Origin of the sequence: Leifsonia sp. (assembly GCF_051955155.1) — a bacterium.
Lineage (GTDB): Bacteria > Actinomycetota > Actinomycetes > Actinomycetales > Microbacteriaceae > Leifsonia.
The window spans coordinates 1-16547 of sequence record NZ_JBQCGZ010000152.1; the positions used below are offsets into that span (position 1 = coordinate 1).

Here is a 16547-nt window from a genome sequence, read left to right on the forward strand (position 1 = left end):
CCCCCCCCCGGAGCCCCGGGGGCGGGGGGGTGGGGGGGCGCGCCCCCCCCACACACACCCCCCACCCACACGCCTCTCGGCGACGCGCGCGGCGCGCGGCGCTAGCGGCGCGGGCGGAGGGAGTACATGCCGCCGTCGACGGGGAGGATGACGCCGTTGCTGGACGCGGAACCGGGCGAGGCCAGGTAGGCCACCGCCTCCGCCACCTCCTGCGGGCGCACCAGGCGGCCGCTCGGCTGGCGCGCCTCGAGGGCGGCGCGCTCGGCGTCCGGGTCCGTCGCGGAGTCGAGCAGCCGGCCCACCCACGGGGTGTCGGCCGTGCCCGGCGCGACCGCGTTCACGCGGATGCCGAGCGGCAGGCAGTCGGCCGCGATCGCGAGCGTCATCGCCGAGATCGCGCCCTTGGAGGCGGAGTACAGCACGCGCTGGGGGAGTCCCGCCCAGGCGGCGATGGAACTCGTGAGCACCACGGCGGGCGCCGGAGACGCGCGCAGGTGCGGCATCGCGTGCCGGATCGTCCGGGCGGAGCCGATCACGTTCACGTTGAGGACGCGCATCCACTCGTCGTCGTCGTTCGCCTCCACGTCGCCCTGCGCGCCGATCCCGGCGTTCGCGATCACGATGTCGAGGCGGCCGGCGTCGGCGACCACCGTCGCGATCGCCTCGCGCACGCTGGCGTCGTCGCCGATGTCGCAGCGGACGCCGGTGTGGGGCTCAGCGACGGCCGCCGCGTCCAGGTCGAGAGCGAACACGCGCGCTCCGCGGCGCGCGAGCTCGTCGGCGATGGCCTTGCCGAGGCCGGAGGCTCCGCCCGTGACCGCGGCCACGAGCCCATCGAAGTCGGACAACGTCGTCTCCTTGTGGTTGGGGATGGTCAGACGGCCGGACGCACCGTGGCGTCCTGCTCGCCGAGGCCGTCGATGCCGAGCCGCACCCGGTCGCCGGCGGCGAGGTAGGGGAAGCGTCCGGACAGTCCGACGCCCTCCGGCGTCCCGGTGTTGATGAGGTCGCCCGGCTCGAGCACCGTGAACTGGCTGAGCCGGTAGACGATCTCGGCGACGCCGAAGATGAGGTCCGAGGTGGACGAGTCCTGCCTCGACTCGCCGTTCACGCTCGAGTGGATGCGCAGGCCGGAGCCGTCGCCGACTTGCGCGGTCGGGACCAGCCACGGTCCGAGCGGGTTGAAGGTCTCGAAGCTCTTGCCCTTGCTCCACTGGCCGAGCGACCGCTCCAGCTGGTACTCGCGCTCGGAGACGTCGTTCGCCACCGCGAAGCCCGCGATGTGGCCGAGCGCCTCCTCGGGGGAGGAGAGGTAACGGGCGCGCGTGCCGATCACGGCCGCGAGCTCCACCTCCCAGTCGGTGGTGGTGGACCCCGGCGGCAGCAGGATGTCGTCGTTCGGGCCGACCACGGTGTTGGGGTGCTTGTAGAAGACGACGATGTCGGCGGGCGGCTCGGAGCCGGACTCGCGGGCGTGTGCGGCGTAGTTCATCCCGATGCAGATGACCGCCTGGGGACGGGCGATCGGCGCCCCGAAACGCAGGCCCTCCGCGGCCAGTTCGGGCAGCTCGCCGGCCAGGGCGGCCGCCTCGGCGCGGGCGAGCCCGTCGGAGGCGAGGAAGGCGCCGTCGATGTCCGCGGTCAGCGGGCGCAGGTCCCAGGTCCTGGCGCCGTCGCCGACGGCGGGGATCTCCGCGCCGGGTTCGCCGAGCCGCATGAATCGCATCGAGGGTCCTTTCCGCAGGTGCCGTGACCCTCGTCAGCCTATTACTATTTCCTATAGGAATCCAAGATCGGCGTCTTCCGAGGAGCATCATGCGCGTCGCCCTGCACTCCGTCCTCCGCGAGGGCCACGAGGCCGCCTACGAGGAGGCGCACGTGACGATCCCGGACGACCTCGTCGCGTCCTTCGGCCGGCTCGGCATCCACGAGTGGACGATCTGGCGCAGCGGCCGCGACCTCTTCCACCTCGTGGAGTGCGACGACTTCGCCGCCGCGATGCGCGGCCTCGCCGACGACCCGGCCGACCGCCGCTGGCAGGAGTTCATCGGCCGGCACGTCGACCACTTCGCCGAGTCCGGCGACGGGCCGGACGCGCGTGTGCTCGGCCGGGTATGGGACCTGGCGGAGCAGCGCGGGACGGACTGAGCCGGGCCGCGTCGCGGAGTCAGGCCGTCGCGCCCACCGCCCGCCCGCGCCGGAACACCGCGCCGCAGGTGATGGCGAGCACCACCACGCCGATCGCCTCGACGATCACCGTCTCCGGCACCAGCGTGAAGCTCCACACCTCGGTGATGCCGAACAGGCCGACCGTGAGCGCCAGCAGGATCGCGGCGAGGCTGGCGAGCACGAAGAGCAGGCTCAGGATCGCGACGATCCGCAGCAGCGCTCCGCGCGTGATCAGGATGGCGACGGCGAGCACGACGCCGGCGATGCCGTTGAGTACGAACATCACCCCGAGCAGGCCGCCGACGCCATCGAAGATCAGGAACAGATGGATCCCGGCGATCGCCAGCAGGATCAGCGCGCTGAGGATGCGCAGGACCAGGAGGGAGCCCTGGCGGCTTTCGGTCATGGGAGCACCTGCCTTCTCGGATCGGGCCTCCGGGCGGAAGGCCACATCTGCAACACGTAACCGCCGCCCGGACGGTTCACCTCCGCGGCCCGAACGCGTCGAGGAACCGGTCGCGGAACGCGTCCATCCGCCACACCGGGGCGTCCGGGCCCGGCAGCATCCCGGGCTGCCACGCCCAGGACGAGATCCGGTCGAGGACGGCCGGGTCCTTCGCGATGATGCTGACCGGCACGTCGTGGCTCGCGCCCTGCCCGCTCACGATCGACGCCGGCTGGTGGTCGCCAAGCACGATCAGCACCAGGTTCGGGTCGTCGAACGTGGTGAGGAACGAGAACATGCTGTTCAGGGAATACTGGACGGACTGGCCGTAGAGCTGCTGGACGCGGTGCGGGTCCTGCCACGCCTCCGCCGGTGTCTGCCCCGCGGCAGGCTGCGGGTCGTAGACCGAGCCGTCCCCGATCGCGGACCACGGGACCAGGCTCGGCAGCGGCGTCCACGGCGTGTGCGACGAGACGAAGTCGATCTCCGCCATCAGCGGCGCGTGCGGTCCGGTCAGCTCATGCCGCTGGAAGTATGCCCAGGTGTACTGGTCGGGGATGCGCGCGTAGCTGAAGCGCGGCCCGCGGTAGCCGACGTTCGTCGCGTTGAGCTGCGTCCCGTAGCGGTAGAACGACGAGCCGACCGCCCAGTGCCTCGTGTCGGACGGCACGTCGCTGACCGTCCGCCAGCCCGCCTTCCGGAAGGCCGAGGCGAGGGTGAAGCGCGAGCCCGAGGTGACGTGGTCGTACGTCGCCTGGGAGTCGATCCACAGACCGGACTGCAGCGTGGAGTGGGCGAGCCAGCTGATCCCGCCGAAGGTGGGGGAGGTGAGGAAGGCGCTGCGCTCCTCGTAGCCGTGCGCAGCGAGCCGCGCCGTACCGGACCGCAGCACCGCGTCCACCCCCGGAGCGAACGAGCTGCCCTGCACGGCGACCCGACCGTAGCTCTCGATGAACGCGACGATGACGTCCTTGCCCTTCAGCCCGGTGAGCAGGCCGGAGGCGGGGAGCTGCGCGTAGGGATCGGCCGCCGCCTGCCTGTCCAGGGCGGCGCGGGCTCCGGCCGCGCCGACGACCTGACCCGTCCCGGATGCCGCGGCCGCGGCCACGTCCGCGGCGGCGACAGGCTCGCCCGGCACGAGCTGCACGCCGACGAGGGCGACGACGAGCCAGGCGGCGGTGACGGCGGAGGCGGTCAGCAGCGCAGGACGGCGGCGCGGCGTGAGCACGCGGGCCAGCCGCAGCAGCGCGGCGGCGATCCCGGCGACGGCGGCCGCGGCGGCGACCAGCAGCAGGCTCGCGATGGCCAGCGCCCCGGCGTCCCCCGCCGAGTCCTGCACCACCCCGTAGCCGTCCGCCAGCTGCGGCCACCCGGTCGCCACGTCGAAGCCGATCCCGACCGCCGACCGGAACGCCCGGTCCAGCGCGGCGCCGAGCGTCGCCGCGACGAGCAGCAGGGCGACCAGCACGGCGACGGCGCGCCGCGCCCAGCGCCACGGGATCAGCACGAGCAGAGCGAGCGCCAGCGCGGCCTCGAGCGGGATGCGCAGCAGCGCGAGCGCGGAGCCCGTGGCGACGAGTCCCGGAGCGAGGGCAGCGAGGTAGACCGCCGCGGCGGACAGCGCGGTGGCGAGGGCGGAGCGCAGCCGCGGGGCGGGGGCGGGGGCGGTCATGGCTGCTCCACGGTGGAGGCGGCGGCCGGGTGCGCGCCCACCCGCGCGAACGCCTCCTCGCCGAACCGCTCCGACAGCGCGTAGCGCAGCAGCACGACGTCCCCGATCGGCCGCGCCTCGGCGAGCCGCGCCCGGCGCTCGCCGGTCCACGGGAACGCCGCGTCGCCCACGAACCGCGGCGCCCGGCGGTCGCCGACGAAGAACGGCGCGACGCACACCTGCAGCTCGTCCACCAGGCCGGCCGCGAGGAACTGGGTGAGCACCGTGCCGCCGCCCTCGACCATCAGCCGCCGGGCCCCGCGGTCGCCGAGGTCGGCGAGCAGATCGGCCATCCGCACCTCGTCGCCGAGCGGGACCACCGTCGTCGCCGTTCCGAGTCGCCTCCGGATCCGCCGCGCTTCGCCGCGCGGGCAGTAGACGAGCGTCCTGGCATCGCCCGCGGTGAAGAACGCGGCCGACGGATGGAGGTCCCCGGTCGCGGTCACGGTCGCCTTCCAGGGCGATGGCGCCAGGCCGGCCGCCGCCCGCTCCCCCCGGCGCTCGTCGCTGCGCACCAGCAGGCGCGGGTCGTCGCGGCGGATCGTGCGCGCACCCACCAGGATCACGTCGCTCGCCGCGCGCACCGCGTCGACGCGGTCGAAGTCCGCCGCGTTCGAGAGTGCCAGCCGCGGCGGCCGTGCGCTGTCCAGGTAGCCGTCGAGCGACATCGCGCAGCTCAGCGTGACGTACGGGATGCCGGTCATGGCCTCCTCCTCACCGCAGGGGCGACCGCCGCGACGAGCGCGCCGGGCGCGACGGACAGCAGCGCGAGCACGCCGAACAGGGTCGCGGTCGCCACTCCGGCGTCCGCGCCGAGTCCCGCGACGGCGAACGCCCAGCCGGCGGCGCCCTCGCGCGGTCCCCAGCCGCCGATGTTGAGCGGGAGGGATGCGGCGAGCAGCACGACGACGCCGAGCGCGAGCATGGTGGGCGCCGTGGCGCGCGCGCCGACCGCGGAGGCGGCGACGGCGAACGTGGCGACGTGGCAGGCGCAGACCACGACGGAGGCCGTCACCGCCTGCGCGACGGTCGCCACCGATCCCAGGCCCGCGCGCAGCTCGGCGGCCTCGCGCCGCAGCGCCGTTCGGACGCGCCCGCTCGCGCGTGCCGCCAGGAGCGTCGCCGCTCCCGCCGTCAACACGAGCGCCGCGAGCCCGGTCGCGAGCGCGGGGAGCAGCGTCCCGGCGAAGGCGGCCCCCGCCCACAGCAGGACGACGGCGGCGATGGCGAGCTGGACCGCCTGGCCGGTGACCCGCTCCAGGGCGACCGCGCGCGCCGCCGCCGCCCGCGCGCCGCCGCGACCGTGGTCGACCGCGCGGTGCACATCGCCGAGCACGCCGCCGGGGAGCACGGAGTTCAGGAACTGCGACCGGTAGTACATCCCGACCGCCGCCGGCCAGCGGATCGGTGCACCCAGCCGCGTGGCGATCGCGCGCCAGCGCCAGGCCGCAGCGGCGGTCGCCACGGCCGAGAGCCCGACGGCCGCGGCGAGCACGGTGCCGTCGAGCGCGGCGAGCCCGCGCAGGAACGGCTCGGCGCCGAGTCGGGCGACGATCGCCCCCAGCACCACGGCTCCGACGGCGGCGCGGACCCAGCGCGCCGCGACGAGCGAGCGCAGGGCGTCCGCCGGGACCGCGCGCGGGGCGCGTGGTCCCGTCCGCGGCTGGACACCGGTCCGGAGCGTCATCGCGGCCACGCCAGCAGGTCGAGGTGGTACACGACGGCGGACAGCTCGCCGCGCCGCAGCTGCCGCTCGCGCAGGCTCCGGTAGCCCGCCAGCTCGCCGCGCAGCGCCGGCACCTGCTCCTCGGCGGCGCCCAGCCAGCCGTCGAACCACTCGGCGAGCAGACCGGGCCGGCCCGCGTCCAGTCGCCACGTCGTGAGCGCCGTCCGCACCCGGTAGCCGGCCAGCTCGAAGAGCCCGCGCACGATCCGGCCGCCGTAGGGTCCGAGCAGCCGGCGGCCGCCGACCTCGCGGCGCTGGTGCGCGTTGAAGGCCCTGGCGACGCGGATGTCGGCGGCGTTCCAGGGCCGCACCTCCACGTCGCCCGTCACGCTGAGCGACAGCAGCGCAGGCGCGCCCGCCGCGACGCACGCGTCGACGATCGCGTGCGCCTCGCGCGCGGTGAGCACGTCGAGCAGCGCGGACGCGGTGACCAGGGAGGCGCCGCTCAGGTCGGCGGCCGTGAGCGTCTCGAGCTCGCCGACCACGGACCGGAGGGCGACCGGCCTGCCGCCGCGATCGAGCGGGGGCTCGGCGCGGGAGGCGAGCGCCGTGAGCTGCGCGTTCCAGTCGTGCAGCACCCAGGTCTGCGGGCCGGGAAGCGCGGGCGCGAGCCAGCGCATCATCGAACCGGTGCCGCTGCCGAGGTCGTGCACGGTCGCCGGTCCCTCCGGCAGCAGCGCAGGGACCGCCGCGGCGAGCCGTGCCGACCGGGCGTGCGCGTCCTCCGCCTCCCGCAGCCGCAGCCAGTCGCTGCTGACCTCCAGCACCGTGCTCACGACGCCGCCCCCGCCCGCACCGCGCCCGCCGGGACGCGTTCCGCCTCGCTCAGCGCTGCCGCGATCACCGCGGCGGCATCCGCCCACGACCGGCCCGCGGACCGTGCCACGAGCGCCGCCGCCTTCGCCGCGCCGCGCCGTACCGGGTCCGACCACCACTGCTGCAGGACGACGTGCAGCGCCCACGGGTCCCCCGGCGGCACCAGCATGGCCGCGTCCCGCACGGGGATCGCCTCGCCGACGCCGCCGACCGCGGTCGCGAGCACGGGCACGCCGTGCGCGATGGCCTCCGCGATCGCCATCCCGTAGCTCTCGCCGCGGGACGGCTGCACGAGCAGGTCCGCGTTCGCGTACGCGCGCTCGAGCGCGTCGGCGGCGAGGACGCCGGGGAACACGATCCGGTCGGCGATGCCCGCCGCGTCGGCGACGGAGGCGAGCGCGTCGGCGAAGCCGGGATCGGCGCGCAGCGAGCCGGCGACGGTGCACGTCCAGCCAGGACGGTCCGCGAAGCCGGCGAGGGCCCGGACGAGCAGGTCCTGGCCCTTGTGCGGCGCGACGACGCCGACGCAGAGCAGCCGGCCTCCGTCGTTCGAGGCGGTGGTCGCCGGCGCGGGGTCGGTCCCGGGATGCGCGACGACGATGCGGCCCGGGTCCGCCGCGCCCTGCGCCGCCAGCTCGGTGCGCGTCCACTCGCTGGTGGCGACGATCATCCGGGCGGAGCGGGAGGCGGCGAGCCGCGCGTCGTCGGGGTCCGGCTCCGCCAGGTGGGCGAGGAGGACGAGGCGCAGCCGGAGGGCGTGCGCGATCGCCGCCTCCGGCTCCCGAGCGACCAGCAGCCCGTCCACGAGCACGAGCGCTCCGTCGGCCGCGTCGCCGAGCGCCCGCGCCAGCGCGCCGGGGAGGTCGGGGACGCGGAGCATCCGCACCTCGCGGCCCGCCGCGGCCAGGGCGTCCCGGATCCGCGTGTCGTACACGTTGCCGCCGCTCACCCGCTCCGGGTCGTCGACCGACTCGGGGACGGCGAACAGCACCGGCGCGGTCACAGCGGCCTCGCGTAGCTCGCCCACGCGATGTGGGATTCGTGCAGCGTCACGGTGATCGTGGCGAGACCGGCGGCCGGCCCGAGGTCGCCGGCCGCCACCGCGTCCGCCAGCCTGTCGGCGATCGTGCGGCAGAGCACCTCTGTCGTCGTGTTCACGCCGGCGAAGTCGGGCTCGTCGTCGAGGTTGCGGTAGCCGAGCGCGCCGGTGATCTCCGCGAGCGCGGCGGAGGCGCGGCCGATGTCGACGACGACGCCGTCCGCGTCCAGCTCGTCGGCGCCGAACGTCGCGTCCACCACGAACGTCGCCCCGTGCAGGCGTTGCGCGGGCCCGAACGCTTCGCCCGTGAAGCTGTGCGCCACCATCATGTGGTCGCGGACCGTGACCGTGTACGGCATCAGGCGTCCCTCCAGTCGATCGTCCTGCAGAGCTCCCCGCCCGGCTCGGCGCTGAGCTCCTCCAGCACCCGCGGCAGCTCCCGCCATGACGAGGAGCCGCCGAGCAGTGCGTCGAACGCCGGATCCCGCAGCAGCCGCGCGGCGAGGGCCAGGCGGTCGTGCGTGCTCGTGCGGTCCCTGCGGCGTGCGGACACCGCGCCGACCTGGCTCGCCCGGATCGTCAGCCGCCGGGAGTGGAAGTCGGCGCCGAGCGGGAGCGAGACCGGCCGGTCGCCGAACCAGCTCGCCTCGATCACCTCGCCGTCGTCGCCGGCGGTCTCCAGGGCCAGTCGCAGCCCCGCCTCCGAGCCGCTGGTGTGGACGACGACGTCCCGGTCGCGCGGCGCGTCGGAGGGCTGCGCGAACGCGACGCCCAGCCGGGCGGCGACGGCCAGGCGGCCGGGATCGGTGTCGACGAGCGTGACCTGCGCGCCCGGGATGCCCGCCGCGAGGCGCGCGACGCTGCAACCGATCATCCCGGCCCCGATCACGGCGATGCGGTCGCCGAGCAGCGGGCCGGCGTCCCACAGGATGTTGACCGCCGTCTCCACCGCGCCGGTGAGCACGGCGCGGCGGGCCGGCACCCCATCGGGGACGGGCACGACGGCCGCGGCGGGGGCGACGAACGCGGACTGGTGCGGGTAGAGCGTGAAGACCGTCCGGCCGAGCAGGGCAGGCGCGCCCGCCTCGACCACTCCGACGTTCAGGTAGCCGTACTTGACGGGTGCGGGGAAGCCGCCCTCCTGGAACGGGGCCCGCATCCGCTCGTGCTCGCTCTCCGGCACCCGGCCGCAGAACACGGTGGCCTCCGTGCCGCGGCTGACCCCGCTGAACAGGGTGCGCACCAGCACCTCATCGGGACCGGGGGCAGGCACGGGCTGCGTGCGCAGGGCTCCGGCGCCCGGCCGCTCGACCCAGAATGCGGTGGCCTCGACCACGTCCCACCTCCTCGCTGAACCTCCGGCACGTGTACGGCGTGTTAAAGCGGGTGCCGTATTCAGGACACGAGGCGAGGATGAAAAGGGTTCAACTGGAGGCCGTCGGCTGGGCGGGAGGCGGTGCAGCGCTGGTCGGGCTGGTGCTGGTCGTCGCCGGGCTCGCGGCGCAGTGGCAGGCCGAGAAGCTGCCGGCGACCGGCTGGCTGGCCGCCCTCGGCTACCTGGTCGTCTCGAACGCCCTGCTGGTCGGCGGCCTGCGCCGACGCCGCTCGGAGCGCTTCGGCCCGGCCAACGCCGTCACCTCGGTGCGCTCGACGATCGTCGGCCTGATCACCGGGCTGGTCGTCGCGTCCTGGTCGGCGGACATCCCGGTGCCGCTCCTGATCGGGCTCGCCGTCCCCGCGCTCGCGCTGGACGCCGTGGACGGCTGGGTCGCCCGCCGCACCGGGTCGACGAGCGAGCTCGGCGCGCGCTTCGACATGGAGGTGGACGCGTTCCTGCTGCTGGTGCTGAGCGTCTACGTCGCCCCGCTGTTCGGCGCGTGGGTGCTCGCGATCGGCCTGCTGCGCTACGCGTTCGTCGCGGCGGCCTGGCTGCTGCCGTGGATGGGCAGGACGCTGCCGTACCGCTACTGGCGCAAGGTGGTCACCGCGTGCGCCGGCATCGCCCTCACGTTCGCCGCGACCGGCCTGGCCCCCGCGCTCGCCGCCGTGCTGGTCGCCGCCGCCCTGGCCCTGCTCCTCGAATCCTTCGCCCGCGACACCGTCTGGCTCGTCCTCCGCCGCCGCGACCCCGATCGCGAGTGAGTGTCCCCGCCCGGTACGCCCGCCCCTGCGCGAGCAGGACCCGAACGTACCGAACGGGGACAGTCGCCGGGGCTCAGCAGGGGGCGCGGAGCAGGGCGAGGGACTCGGCGGGGTTCGGGAAGGCGTCCCTGGCGCGGACCGCGTCCTCGAGCACGGCGTCCAGGTGCTGGGAGGCGAGGCTGATGCCGCCCATCGCGACGGCCTCCGAGCCGAGCGTCGACACCTGCACCTCGGGCGCGAGCGGGACGCGCTCGCGCAGCGACTCCTGGAACCGCGGCAGGAAGACGTCGGCGCCGGGGGAGGAGCCGCCGCCGATCACGAGCAGCTCGGGATCGATGGCGAGCGTCATCGCCGCGGCGCCGGTGGCGAGGTCGTCGGCGAACTCCGTCATCGCCGCGACCGCTGCCGGGTCGCCCGCGCGCGCGGCCTCGAAGATCTCCTGCCTGCTCGGCCGCGGCGTCGCCAGCACCGAGCTGCCGTAGCGCTCGTTCAGCTCGGCCCAGCGCAGCTCCGGCAGCTCGCCGACGATCCCGGCGGCGCCGTGCACTCCGCGGTGCACCCGGCCGGAGACGATGGAGGCGCCGCTGGTGCGCGCGCCGCACAGGATGTAGACGACGTCGCTCCTGCCGCGCGCCGCGCCGATCGCGAGCTCGGCGTGCGCGCCGAGCGCGACGTCCCCCTCCACCAGCACGGCCGCGTCGAACTCGCGGCGGAACCGCGCGCGCAGGTCGAGCCCGATCCAGCCCGGCATGCCGGTGCCGCCGAAGTGCAGCACCTCGCCCGCCGTGCTGATCGCGCCGGGGGAGCCGACGGTCAGCGCCCACACGGCCGACCGGTCCAGGGCCAGCGAGCCGAGCAGGTCGTCGCTCAACCGCAGCGCCGCGGCGATGCGCTCCTCGGCCGGGACGGCCTCGTCGGTGGGCGAGGTGAGCTGACCGCGCAGCTCCCCGGTCAGGTCGGTGACGACCGCGTAGATGTGGTTGGCGCCGATGTCGACGGAGAGGAAGTGGCCGAGCCCCGGGGCGACGCGGTAGCGGGCGGCCGGCCGCCCGAGCCGCCCCGCCGGTGCGCTCTCGGACGGCTCCAGCCAGCCCAGCTCCACCAGGTCGTTCACGATCGCGTCGATGGCCGTGCGCGAGAGCCCGGAGTCGGCGGCGAGGTCGCGCATCGTCTGCGGCTTCTCCATCACGGCGCGCAGGATCCCCCACGAGTTCATCCGGCGCAGCAGCGAGCGGCTGCCCACCGACCCTCCGATGCCCTGGACGAGCGCCTCTTGTGGCATGTCTTTCCTCACGGTTGCGGTTTATAACGGCAAGTTGCATAATTAACCCGCTCCGCCGACTTTACCGCGGCGGAGCGCCTCACGGCCCGCGATCCACGCGCGGGCCCAGCGATTCGATAGTGCGCCAACGACGGTCCCCGCTGTCCCGGCGCTGAGAGGTTCACATGACAGCCCTTCTGCCGAGAGCGGCGGTGCGCGGACGCACGCCGAAGGCCGGTGCGCGCCGGCGGCGCGACGATCGCAAGGTCGCCCTGTTCTTCATCGCCCCTGTCCTGATCGGGTTCGCGGTGTTCTATCTCTACCCGACGATCCGCGGATTCTGGTGGTCCTTCACCGACTACTCGCTGCTCGGCGACCCCGAGTTCGTCGGCGTGAAGAACTACGCCGCGGTGCTCGCGGACGGCGAGTTCTGGAACTCGATGGGCGTGACCCTCTCCTATGTGGTCGTCAACGTCACGACCCAGACCGTGCTCGCACTGCTCCTCGCCGCGCTCATGCACCGGCTGACCCGCTCGGTCATGCTGCGCACGACGCTGCTGCTGCCGTGGCTGGTCCCCAACGTGACCGTCGGCCTGATCTGGCTCTGGCTGCTGGACACCAACCTCGGCTTCGTGAACCACCTCATCACGTCGATGGGCCTGCCCGCGGTCGGCTTCTTCACCAGCCCCGCGCTCGCCATCCCCACCATCTCCATCGTGAACACCTGGGCCTTCACGGGCTACACGGCGCTGCTGTTCTACGCGGGGATGCTGCAGATCCCCGGCGACCTGTACGAGAGCGCGTCGCTCGACGGCGCGGGGGAATGGCGGCTGTTCACCCGCATCACGCTGCCGCTGCTGCGTCCGGTGATGGCGCTGGTGCTCGTCGTGTCCCTGATCGGGTCGTTCCAGATCTTCGACACCGTGGCCGTGACCACCAAGGGCGGACCGGTCAACGCGACGAGGGTCATCTACTACTACATCTACCAACAGGCCTTCACCTTCTTCCACATGGGCTACGCCGCGACGATGGCCATCGTCCTCGTCGTGATCCTCGGCGTGCTCACCGCCGTCCAGCTGCGGCTCCTCCGCGCCTCCGAATCCCAGCTCGCATAGGAGCGATCTCATGACGACGACAACCCCCGCCCTCCCGACGCCCGCACCCGCCGCCGAGCAGCAGACGCCCGCCCGGCCGGCCGCGCGTGTCCGCCGCCGCCCCTCGGTCGGCCGGATCCTCGGCTGGATCGTGCTCATCGTGTCGCTCATCCTGACGCTGGTCCCCTTCTACTGGATGCTGAAGACGGCGCTCACGCCCGCCGCCGACGTCATCAAGGACTCCGGCTCCTTCTTCCCCGGCAGCCCGACGCTGATCAACTTCGCCCGCGTGCTGGGCTTCCTGACCCCCGAGCAGGACCAGGCCGCCGGAGGCTCCGGAGCGTCGATCGACTTCGTCCTGTACCTCTGGAACTCGATCGTCTACTGCGCGCTGATCGGCTTCTTCCAGACGCTGTTCTGCGCGATGGGCGGGTACGCCTTCGCGCGGCTGCGCTTCCCCGGCCGCACCCTGCTGTTCAGCATCCTGATCGCGGCGCTCATGGTTCCCGGCATCTTCACCCTGCTGCCGAACTTCGTGCTCGTGCGCGACTTCGGCCTGCTCAACACCGTGTGGGGAATGGTCGCGCCGAGCCTCCTGATGACCCCGTTCGCGCTGTTCTTCCTGCGCCAGTTCTTCCTCAACATCCCGGTGGATGTGGAGGAGGCGGCGATGCTCGACGGCGCGGGCAAGATCCGGGTGTTCTGGCGGGTCGCGCTGCCGATGAGTCGCGGGCCGCTGATCACCATCGGCCTCATCACGGTCGTCTGGGCCTGGAAGGACTACCTCTGGCCGCTCCTCATCGGCCGCGACGAGAGCGTGCGCACCATGACCGTCGCCCTCGGCGTCTACCTCCAGCAGTCGCCGAACACCCAGCCCGACTGGACCGGCCTGATGGCGGGATCGACCCTCTCGGTCATCCCCGTGCTCGTGCTGCTCATCTTCCTCGGCCGCCGCATCGTCGAGTCGCTCAACTTCACCGGGATCAAGTGATCCATTCCCTTCCGCACCATCGCCAACACAGAGAGAGAAGAACATGACAAAGCTCCGTCGCGTCGCCGCCGTCGCCGCCGCCGCAGCGCTGCTGGCCGGGGTCACGGCCTGCTCGTCGAACGGGTCCGGCTCGGGCTCCGACGAGAAGGTGACCCTGCAGTACTGGATGTGGGACGACACCCAGGTGCCGGCCTACCAGCAGTGCGCAGCCGACTTCCACAAGGCCAACCCGAACATCACGATCAAGATCGAGCAGAGCGCGTGGGGTCAGTACTGGACCAACCTGTCGACGCAGATCGCCGCGGGAAGCGCCCCGGACGTCTGGGTCGACCAGGTCTCCTACTACCCGCAGTTCGTGCAGGACAAGCAGATCGTGGACATCGAGCCCTACGTGAAGAAGGACAAGATCGACCTCGGCCAGTACGTCGACGGCCTCGCCGACCTGTGGAAGGTGGACGACGCCCGCTACGGCCTGCCCAAGGACTGGGACACGATGGGCCTGGTCTACAACAAGGCCGACCTGAAGGCGGCGGGCGTCGACGAGGCATCCCTGTCCGACCTCACCTGGAATCCGAAGGACGGCGGCAGCTTCGAGAAGCTCATCGCCACCCTCACCGTGGACAAGAACGGCCACAACGGGCTCGACCCGGCCTTCGACAAGGACAACGTGAAGACCTACGGCTTCCTCCCCGAGTGGGCGGACGGCTCGCAGGGCCAGAACGGCTGGGGCAACCTCGCCGTGTCCAACGGCTGGTACTACTCCGACAAGAACCCGTTCGGCACCGAGTTCAACTACGACCAGTCGAAGCTCACGGACACCGTGCAGTGGCTGGCCGACCTGTCGAAGAAGGGCTACGCGCCCAAGCTCGACGTGCAGTCGACGCTCGCCCGCTCCGAGGTCCTCGACAACGGCGGCGGTGCGCTGACGACGCTCGGCTCGTTCAACCTGGCCGCCTACAAGGGCAAGACCGACCAGTTCGGCTTCGCGCCGCTGCCGATCGGGCCGGAGGGCCGTAAGTCCGCCATCAACGGCCTCTCGGACGCGATCTACGCGGGCAGCAAGCACAAGGACCAGGCCTGGGAGTGGGTCAAGTACCTCGCCTCCGCCGACTGCCAGAACACCGTCGCCGCGACCGGCGTCGTCTTCCCCGCGATCAAGACCGCGTCCGAGAAGTCGGCCGAGGTGCGCGAGAAGGAGGGCCTGAACGCCCAGGTCTTCCTCGACGAGCAGAAGGCGGAGGACGGCACCTTCATCCTGCCGATCAGCTACCACGGCACGGAGATCAGCCAGATCGTTCAGGACGCCATCCAGAGCGTCGCCCTCGGCCAGAAGGACGCGAAGACGGCCCTGACGAAGGCGAACGACCAGGTGAACGCCCTCTTCAAGTAGCACCCGCCGGCGGGGGCGGCCGCGTGCCGCCCCCGCTTCGACCCACAGAAAGCCACGCATGCTGCACACCTTCGACTTCGGATCCGTCCGCATCCCCGCCAACGTCGCCGGCGAGCCCCGCCCGGTGCCGGCGGGGCACATCGTGCCGGCGGGACCGATCGCACTCCTGCATCCCTTCGGCGACACCGAGTTCTACCGGCACGGCTGGAACTCGTGGAGCCCGTCCGGCTGGGCGAGGACCGACGGCGACACCATCGGCATCAAGGACAGCCCGCGCCGCCTGCTCACCGCGGACGACGCCGCGAACGAGACGCCGCACGCGCACTCGGGGAGCGCGGTCGGCGCTGTCACCGGGTCGGACGGCGACGTGCTGCTGCTCGGCGCGCTCGGCCTCGGCAGCGCGCGCGTCGGCGCGGACCGCAACGTCCTCTGGGGCGGGGCGGAGGAGCACACCGCCGAGTGGTTCGTCGGCTACGGTCCGGAGGCCGAGGTCTTCGCGAGCTATGCCGACCTGCTCTCGGAGCGGCTCGGCAGGCGCGCGCTGCGGGCGGGCGCCGTGTGGAGCAGCTGGTACTCGTTCTTCGAGGACATCGACGAGGACCTCGTCGCCCGCACCGTCCGCGATCTGCGCGGCTACCCGTTCGACGTCGTCCAGCTCGACGACGGCTGGGAACCGATCGTCGGCGACTGGGAGGCCGGCCCCGACTTCCCGTCCGGTATGGCGGCGACCGCCCGCACCATCGCGGACGCGGGCTTCCGCCCCGGGCTCTGGCTCGCCCCGATGATCGCGCTGCCCGGGTCCACCATCGCGCGCACCCGCCCCGACCTTCTCGTGCAGGACGAGGATGGCCGGCCGCTGGTCAGCGGCTACAACTGGGGCTCGCACTACTACTCGCTCGACACCACCCAGGCCGAGGTCAAGGACCACCTGCGCGACGTCTTCGAGCGGGTCGTCGGCTGGGGTTTCCGCTACCTCAAGCTCGACTTCATGTACGCGGGCGCCATCACGGGCGTACGCAGCAGGGAGGTGCACCGCGAGACCGCGTACCGGGAGGCCGTGGAGCACATCCGCTCCGTGGTCGGCGACTCGGTGTACCTGCTCGGCTGCGGCGTCCCGATGATCCCCTCGGTCGGCGTGTTCGACGGCGCCAGGGTGGGACCGGACGTCGGCGCGTTCTGGGACAACGCCGAGCGGGTCGGCGACCCGTCCGGCGTCGGCGCCCGCAACTCGATCGTCGCGTCGATCAACCGGGTCTGGATGAAGCGCCTCTACGCGGTGGACCCGGACGCCGTCTACTTCCGCAGCGCCCGCAACCTGCTGAGCGACGCCGAGCGGCAGGCGCTGCGCGACACCGCCGCCATCCTCGAGTTCCGGTCCACCTCCGACCCGCTCGCCTGGCTGACGCCGGATGAGCGCGACGAGCTGCGGGCGTACATCGAGGAGACGGCCGTCATCGAGCAGACCGGCCGCTACGCGTTCCGGATCAACGGCCGCGAGGTCGACCTCGCCTCCATCGCGACCGGCCACTCCACCCCCGACCCCGCCTCCCTCCTCGCCTGACCCTCATCGGCCGCGACCGGCCCCGTCCCGGACGGTCTGTGGGTGGGGGAGCCGGGGGGCACGGACCGGACCGGGTCAGTCGCGGCCGCGCGGTAGCACGCGGCCCCATCGGCTCCGGCCACACCACCCCCGAACCCGCCTGCCCCCTCGGCGGCACCCCCTCGGCCGCGACCGTCCCCGTCCGGTACGTTCTGTGGGTGCT

17 protein-coding genes are annotated in these 16547 nt (G+C 73.3%); 6 read left to right on the forward strand and 11 right to left on the reverse strand.

Annotation, left to right across the window (positions count from 1 at the left end; translation table 11 throughout):
- Positions 1-101: 101 nt before the first annotated feature.
- Both ACTHMF_RS16555 and ACTHMF_RS16560 read right to left on the reverse strand, forming a co-directional pair.
- Positions 102-848, reverse strand: a complete 747-nt coding sequence (locus tag ACTHMF_RS16555) for an SDR family NAD(P)-dependent oxidoreductase (protein WP_440319108.1) — start codon at positions 846-848, stop codon at positions 102-104.
- A 26-nt stretch (positions 849-874) separates the two neighbouring features.
- The gene (locus ACTHMF_RS16560) at positions 875-1726 is read right to left on the reverse strand and encodes a fumarylacetoacetate hydrolase family protein (RefSeq protein WP_440319109.1); all 852 of its coding nucleotides are present in this window, start codon (positions 1724-1726) and stop codon (positions 875-877) included.
- A gap of 89 nt (positions 1727-1815) precedes the next feature.
- On the opposite strand from ACTHMF_RS16560, the gene ACTHMF_RS16565 reads away from it, so the two are divergent.
- Entirely contained in the window at positions 1816-2148 is a 333-nt protein-coding gene (locus ACTHMF_RS16565; RefSeq protein ID WP_440319110.1) for an L-rhamnose mutarotase, read from the forward strand.
- Positions 2149-2167: 19 nt separating this feature from the next.
- Here the strand turns inward: ACTHMF_RS16565 and ACTHMF_RS16570 are convergent, their stop codons facing one another.
- From ACTHMF_RS16570 to ACTHMF_RS16605, 8 genes are all read right to left on the reverse strand, one after another.
- Positions 2168-2575, reverse strand: coding sequence for a hypothetical protein (locus tag ACTHMF_RS16570; protein ID WP_314149835.1), 408 nt, complete (start codon positions 2573-2575; stop codon positions 2168-2170).
- 76 nt (positions 2576-2651) lie between these two features.
- On the reverse strand, positions 2652-4286 hold the full coding sequence (locus ACTHMF_RS16575) for a CDP-alcohol phosphatidyltransferase (protein ID WP_440319112.1): 1635 nt from the start codon (positions 4284-4286) through the stop codon (positions 2652-2654).
- Positions 4283-5029 (reverse strand): RibD family protein, encoded by a 747-nt coding sequence (locus ACTHMF_RS16580; RefSeq protein ID WP_440319114.1) that lies wholly within the window; start codon positions 5027-5029, stop codon positions 4283-4285. Before ACTHMF_RS16580 ends, ACTHMF_RS16575 begins: the two co-directional genes overlap by 4 nt.
- Positions 5026-6012: a lysylphosphatidylglycerol synthase transmembrane domain-containing protein gene (locus ACTHMF_RS16585; RefSeq protein WP_440319117.1), complete on the reverse strand. Its 987-nt coding sequence runs from the start codon at positions 6010-6012 to the stop codon at positions 5026-5028. Before ACTHMF_RS16585 ends, ACTHMF_RS16580 begins: the two co-directional genes overlap by 4 nt.
- On the reverse strand, positions 6009-6827 hold the full coding sequence (locus ACTHMF_RS16590; protein WP_440319118.1) for an SAM-dependent methyltransferase: 819 nt from the start codon (positions 6825-6827) through the stop codon (positions 6009-6011). The genes ACTHMF_RS16585 and ACTHMF_RS16590 overlap by 4 nt, the downstream gene beginning before the upstream one ends.
- A complete protein-coding gene (locus ACTHMF_RS16595; RefSeq protein WP_440319119.1) occupies positions 6824-7870 on the reverse strand; it encodes a glycosyltransferase family 4 protein in 1047 nt (348 codons plus the stop codon). Before ACTHMF_RS16595 ends, ACTHMF_RS16590 begins: the two co-directional genes overlap by 4 nt.
- A complete protein-coding gene (locus tag ACTHMF_RS16600; protein WP_440319121.1) occupies positions 7867-8265 on the reverse strand; it encodes a 6-pyruvoyl trahydropterin synthase family protein in 399 nt (132 codons plus the stop codon). Before ACTHMF_RS16600 ends, ACTHMF_RS16595 begins: the two co-directional genes overlap by 4 nt.
- On the reverse strand, positions 8265-9242 hold the full coding sequence (locus ACTHMF_RS16605) for a dehydrogenase (protein WP_440319122.1): 978 nt from the start codon (positions 9240-9242) through the stop codon (positions 8265-8267). The genes ACTHMF_RS16600 and ACTHMF_RS16605 overlap by 1 nt, the downstream gene beginning before the upstream one ends.
- A 77-nt stretch (positions 9243-9319) precedes the next feature.
- Here ACTHMF_RS16605 and ACTHMF_RS16610 point away from each other — a divergent pair, with 77 nt between their 5' ends.
- Positions 9320-10048, forward strand: a complete 729-nt coding sequence (locus ACTHMF_RS16610; RefSeq protein ID WP_440319124.1) for a CDP-alcohol phosphatidyltransferase family protein — start codon at positions 9320-9322, stop codon at positions 10046-10048.
- 73 nt (positions 10049-10121) lie between these two features.
- Here the strand turns inward: ACTHMF_RS16610 and ACTHMF_RS16615 are convergent, their stop codons facing one another.
- Positions 10122-11330, reverse strand: a complete 1209-nt coding sequence (locus tag ACTHMF_RS16615) for an ROK family protein (protein ID WP_440319126.1) — start codon at positions 11328-11330, stop codon at positions 10122-10124.
- 164 nt (positions 11331-11494) lie between these two features.
- On the opposite strand from ACTHMF_RS16615, the gene ACTHMF_RS16620 reads away from it, so the two are divergent.
- Genes ACTHMF_RS16620 through ACTHMF_RS16635 form a run of 4 tightly spaced genes read left to right on the forward strand, consistent with a single transcriptional unit; the run spans position 11495 to position 16345 of the window.
- Positions 11495-12424, forward strand: coding sequence for a carbohydrate ABC transporter permease (locus tag ACTHMF_RS16620; protein ID WP_314149341.1), 930 nt, complete (start codon positions 11495-11497; stop codon positions 12422-12424).
- A 10-nt stretch (positions 12425-12434) separates the two neighbouring features.
- Positions 12435-13394 (forward strand): carbohydrate ABC transporter permease, encoded by a 960-nt coding sequence (locus ACTHMF_RS16625; protein ID WP_440319128.1) that lies wholly within the window; start codon positions 12435-12437, stop codon positions 13392-13394.
- 43 nt (positions 13395-13437) lie between these two features.
- Complete coding sequence (locus ACTHMF_RS16630; protein ID WP_314149343.1) at positions 13438-14784, forward strand: ABC transporter substrate-binding protein; 1347 nt, start codon at positions 13438-13440, stop codon at positions 14782-14784.
- Between the two features lie 58 nt (positions 14785-14842).
- Positions 14843-16345: a glycoside hydrolase family 36 protein gene (locus ACTHMF_RS16635; protein ID WP_440319130.1), complete on the forward strand. Its 1503-nt coding sequence runs from the start codon at positions 14843-14845 to the stop codon at positions 16343-16345.
- The last annotated feature ends 202 nt before the right edge of the window (positions 16346-16547 follow it).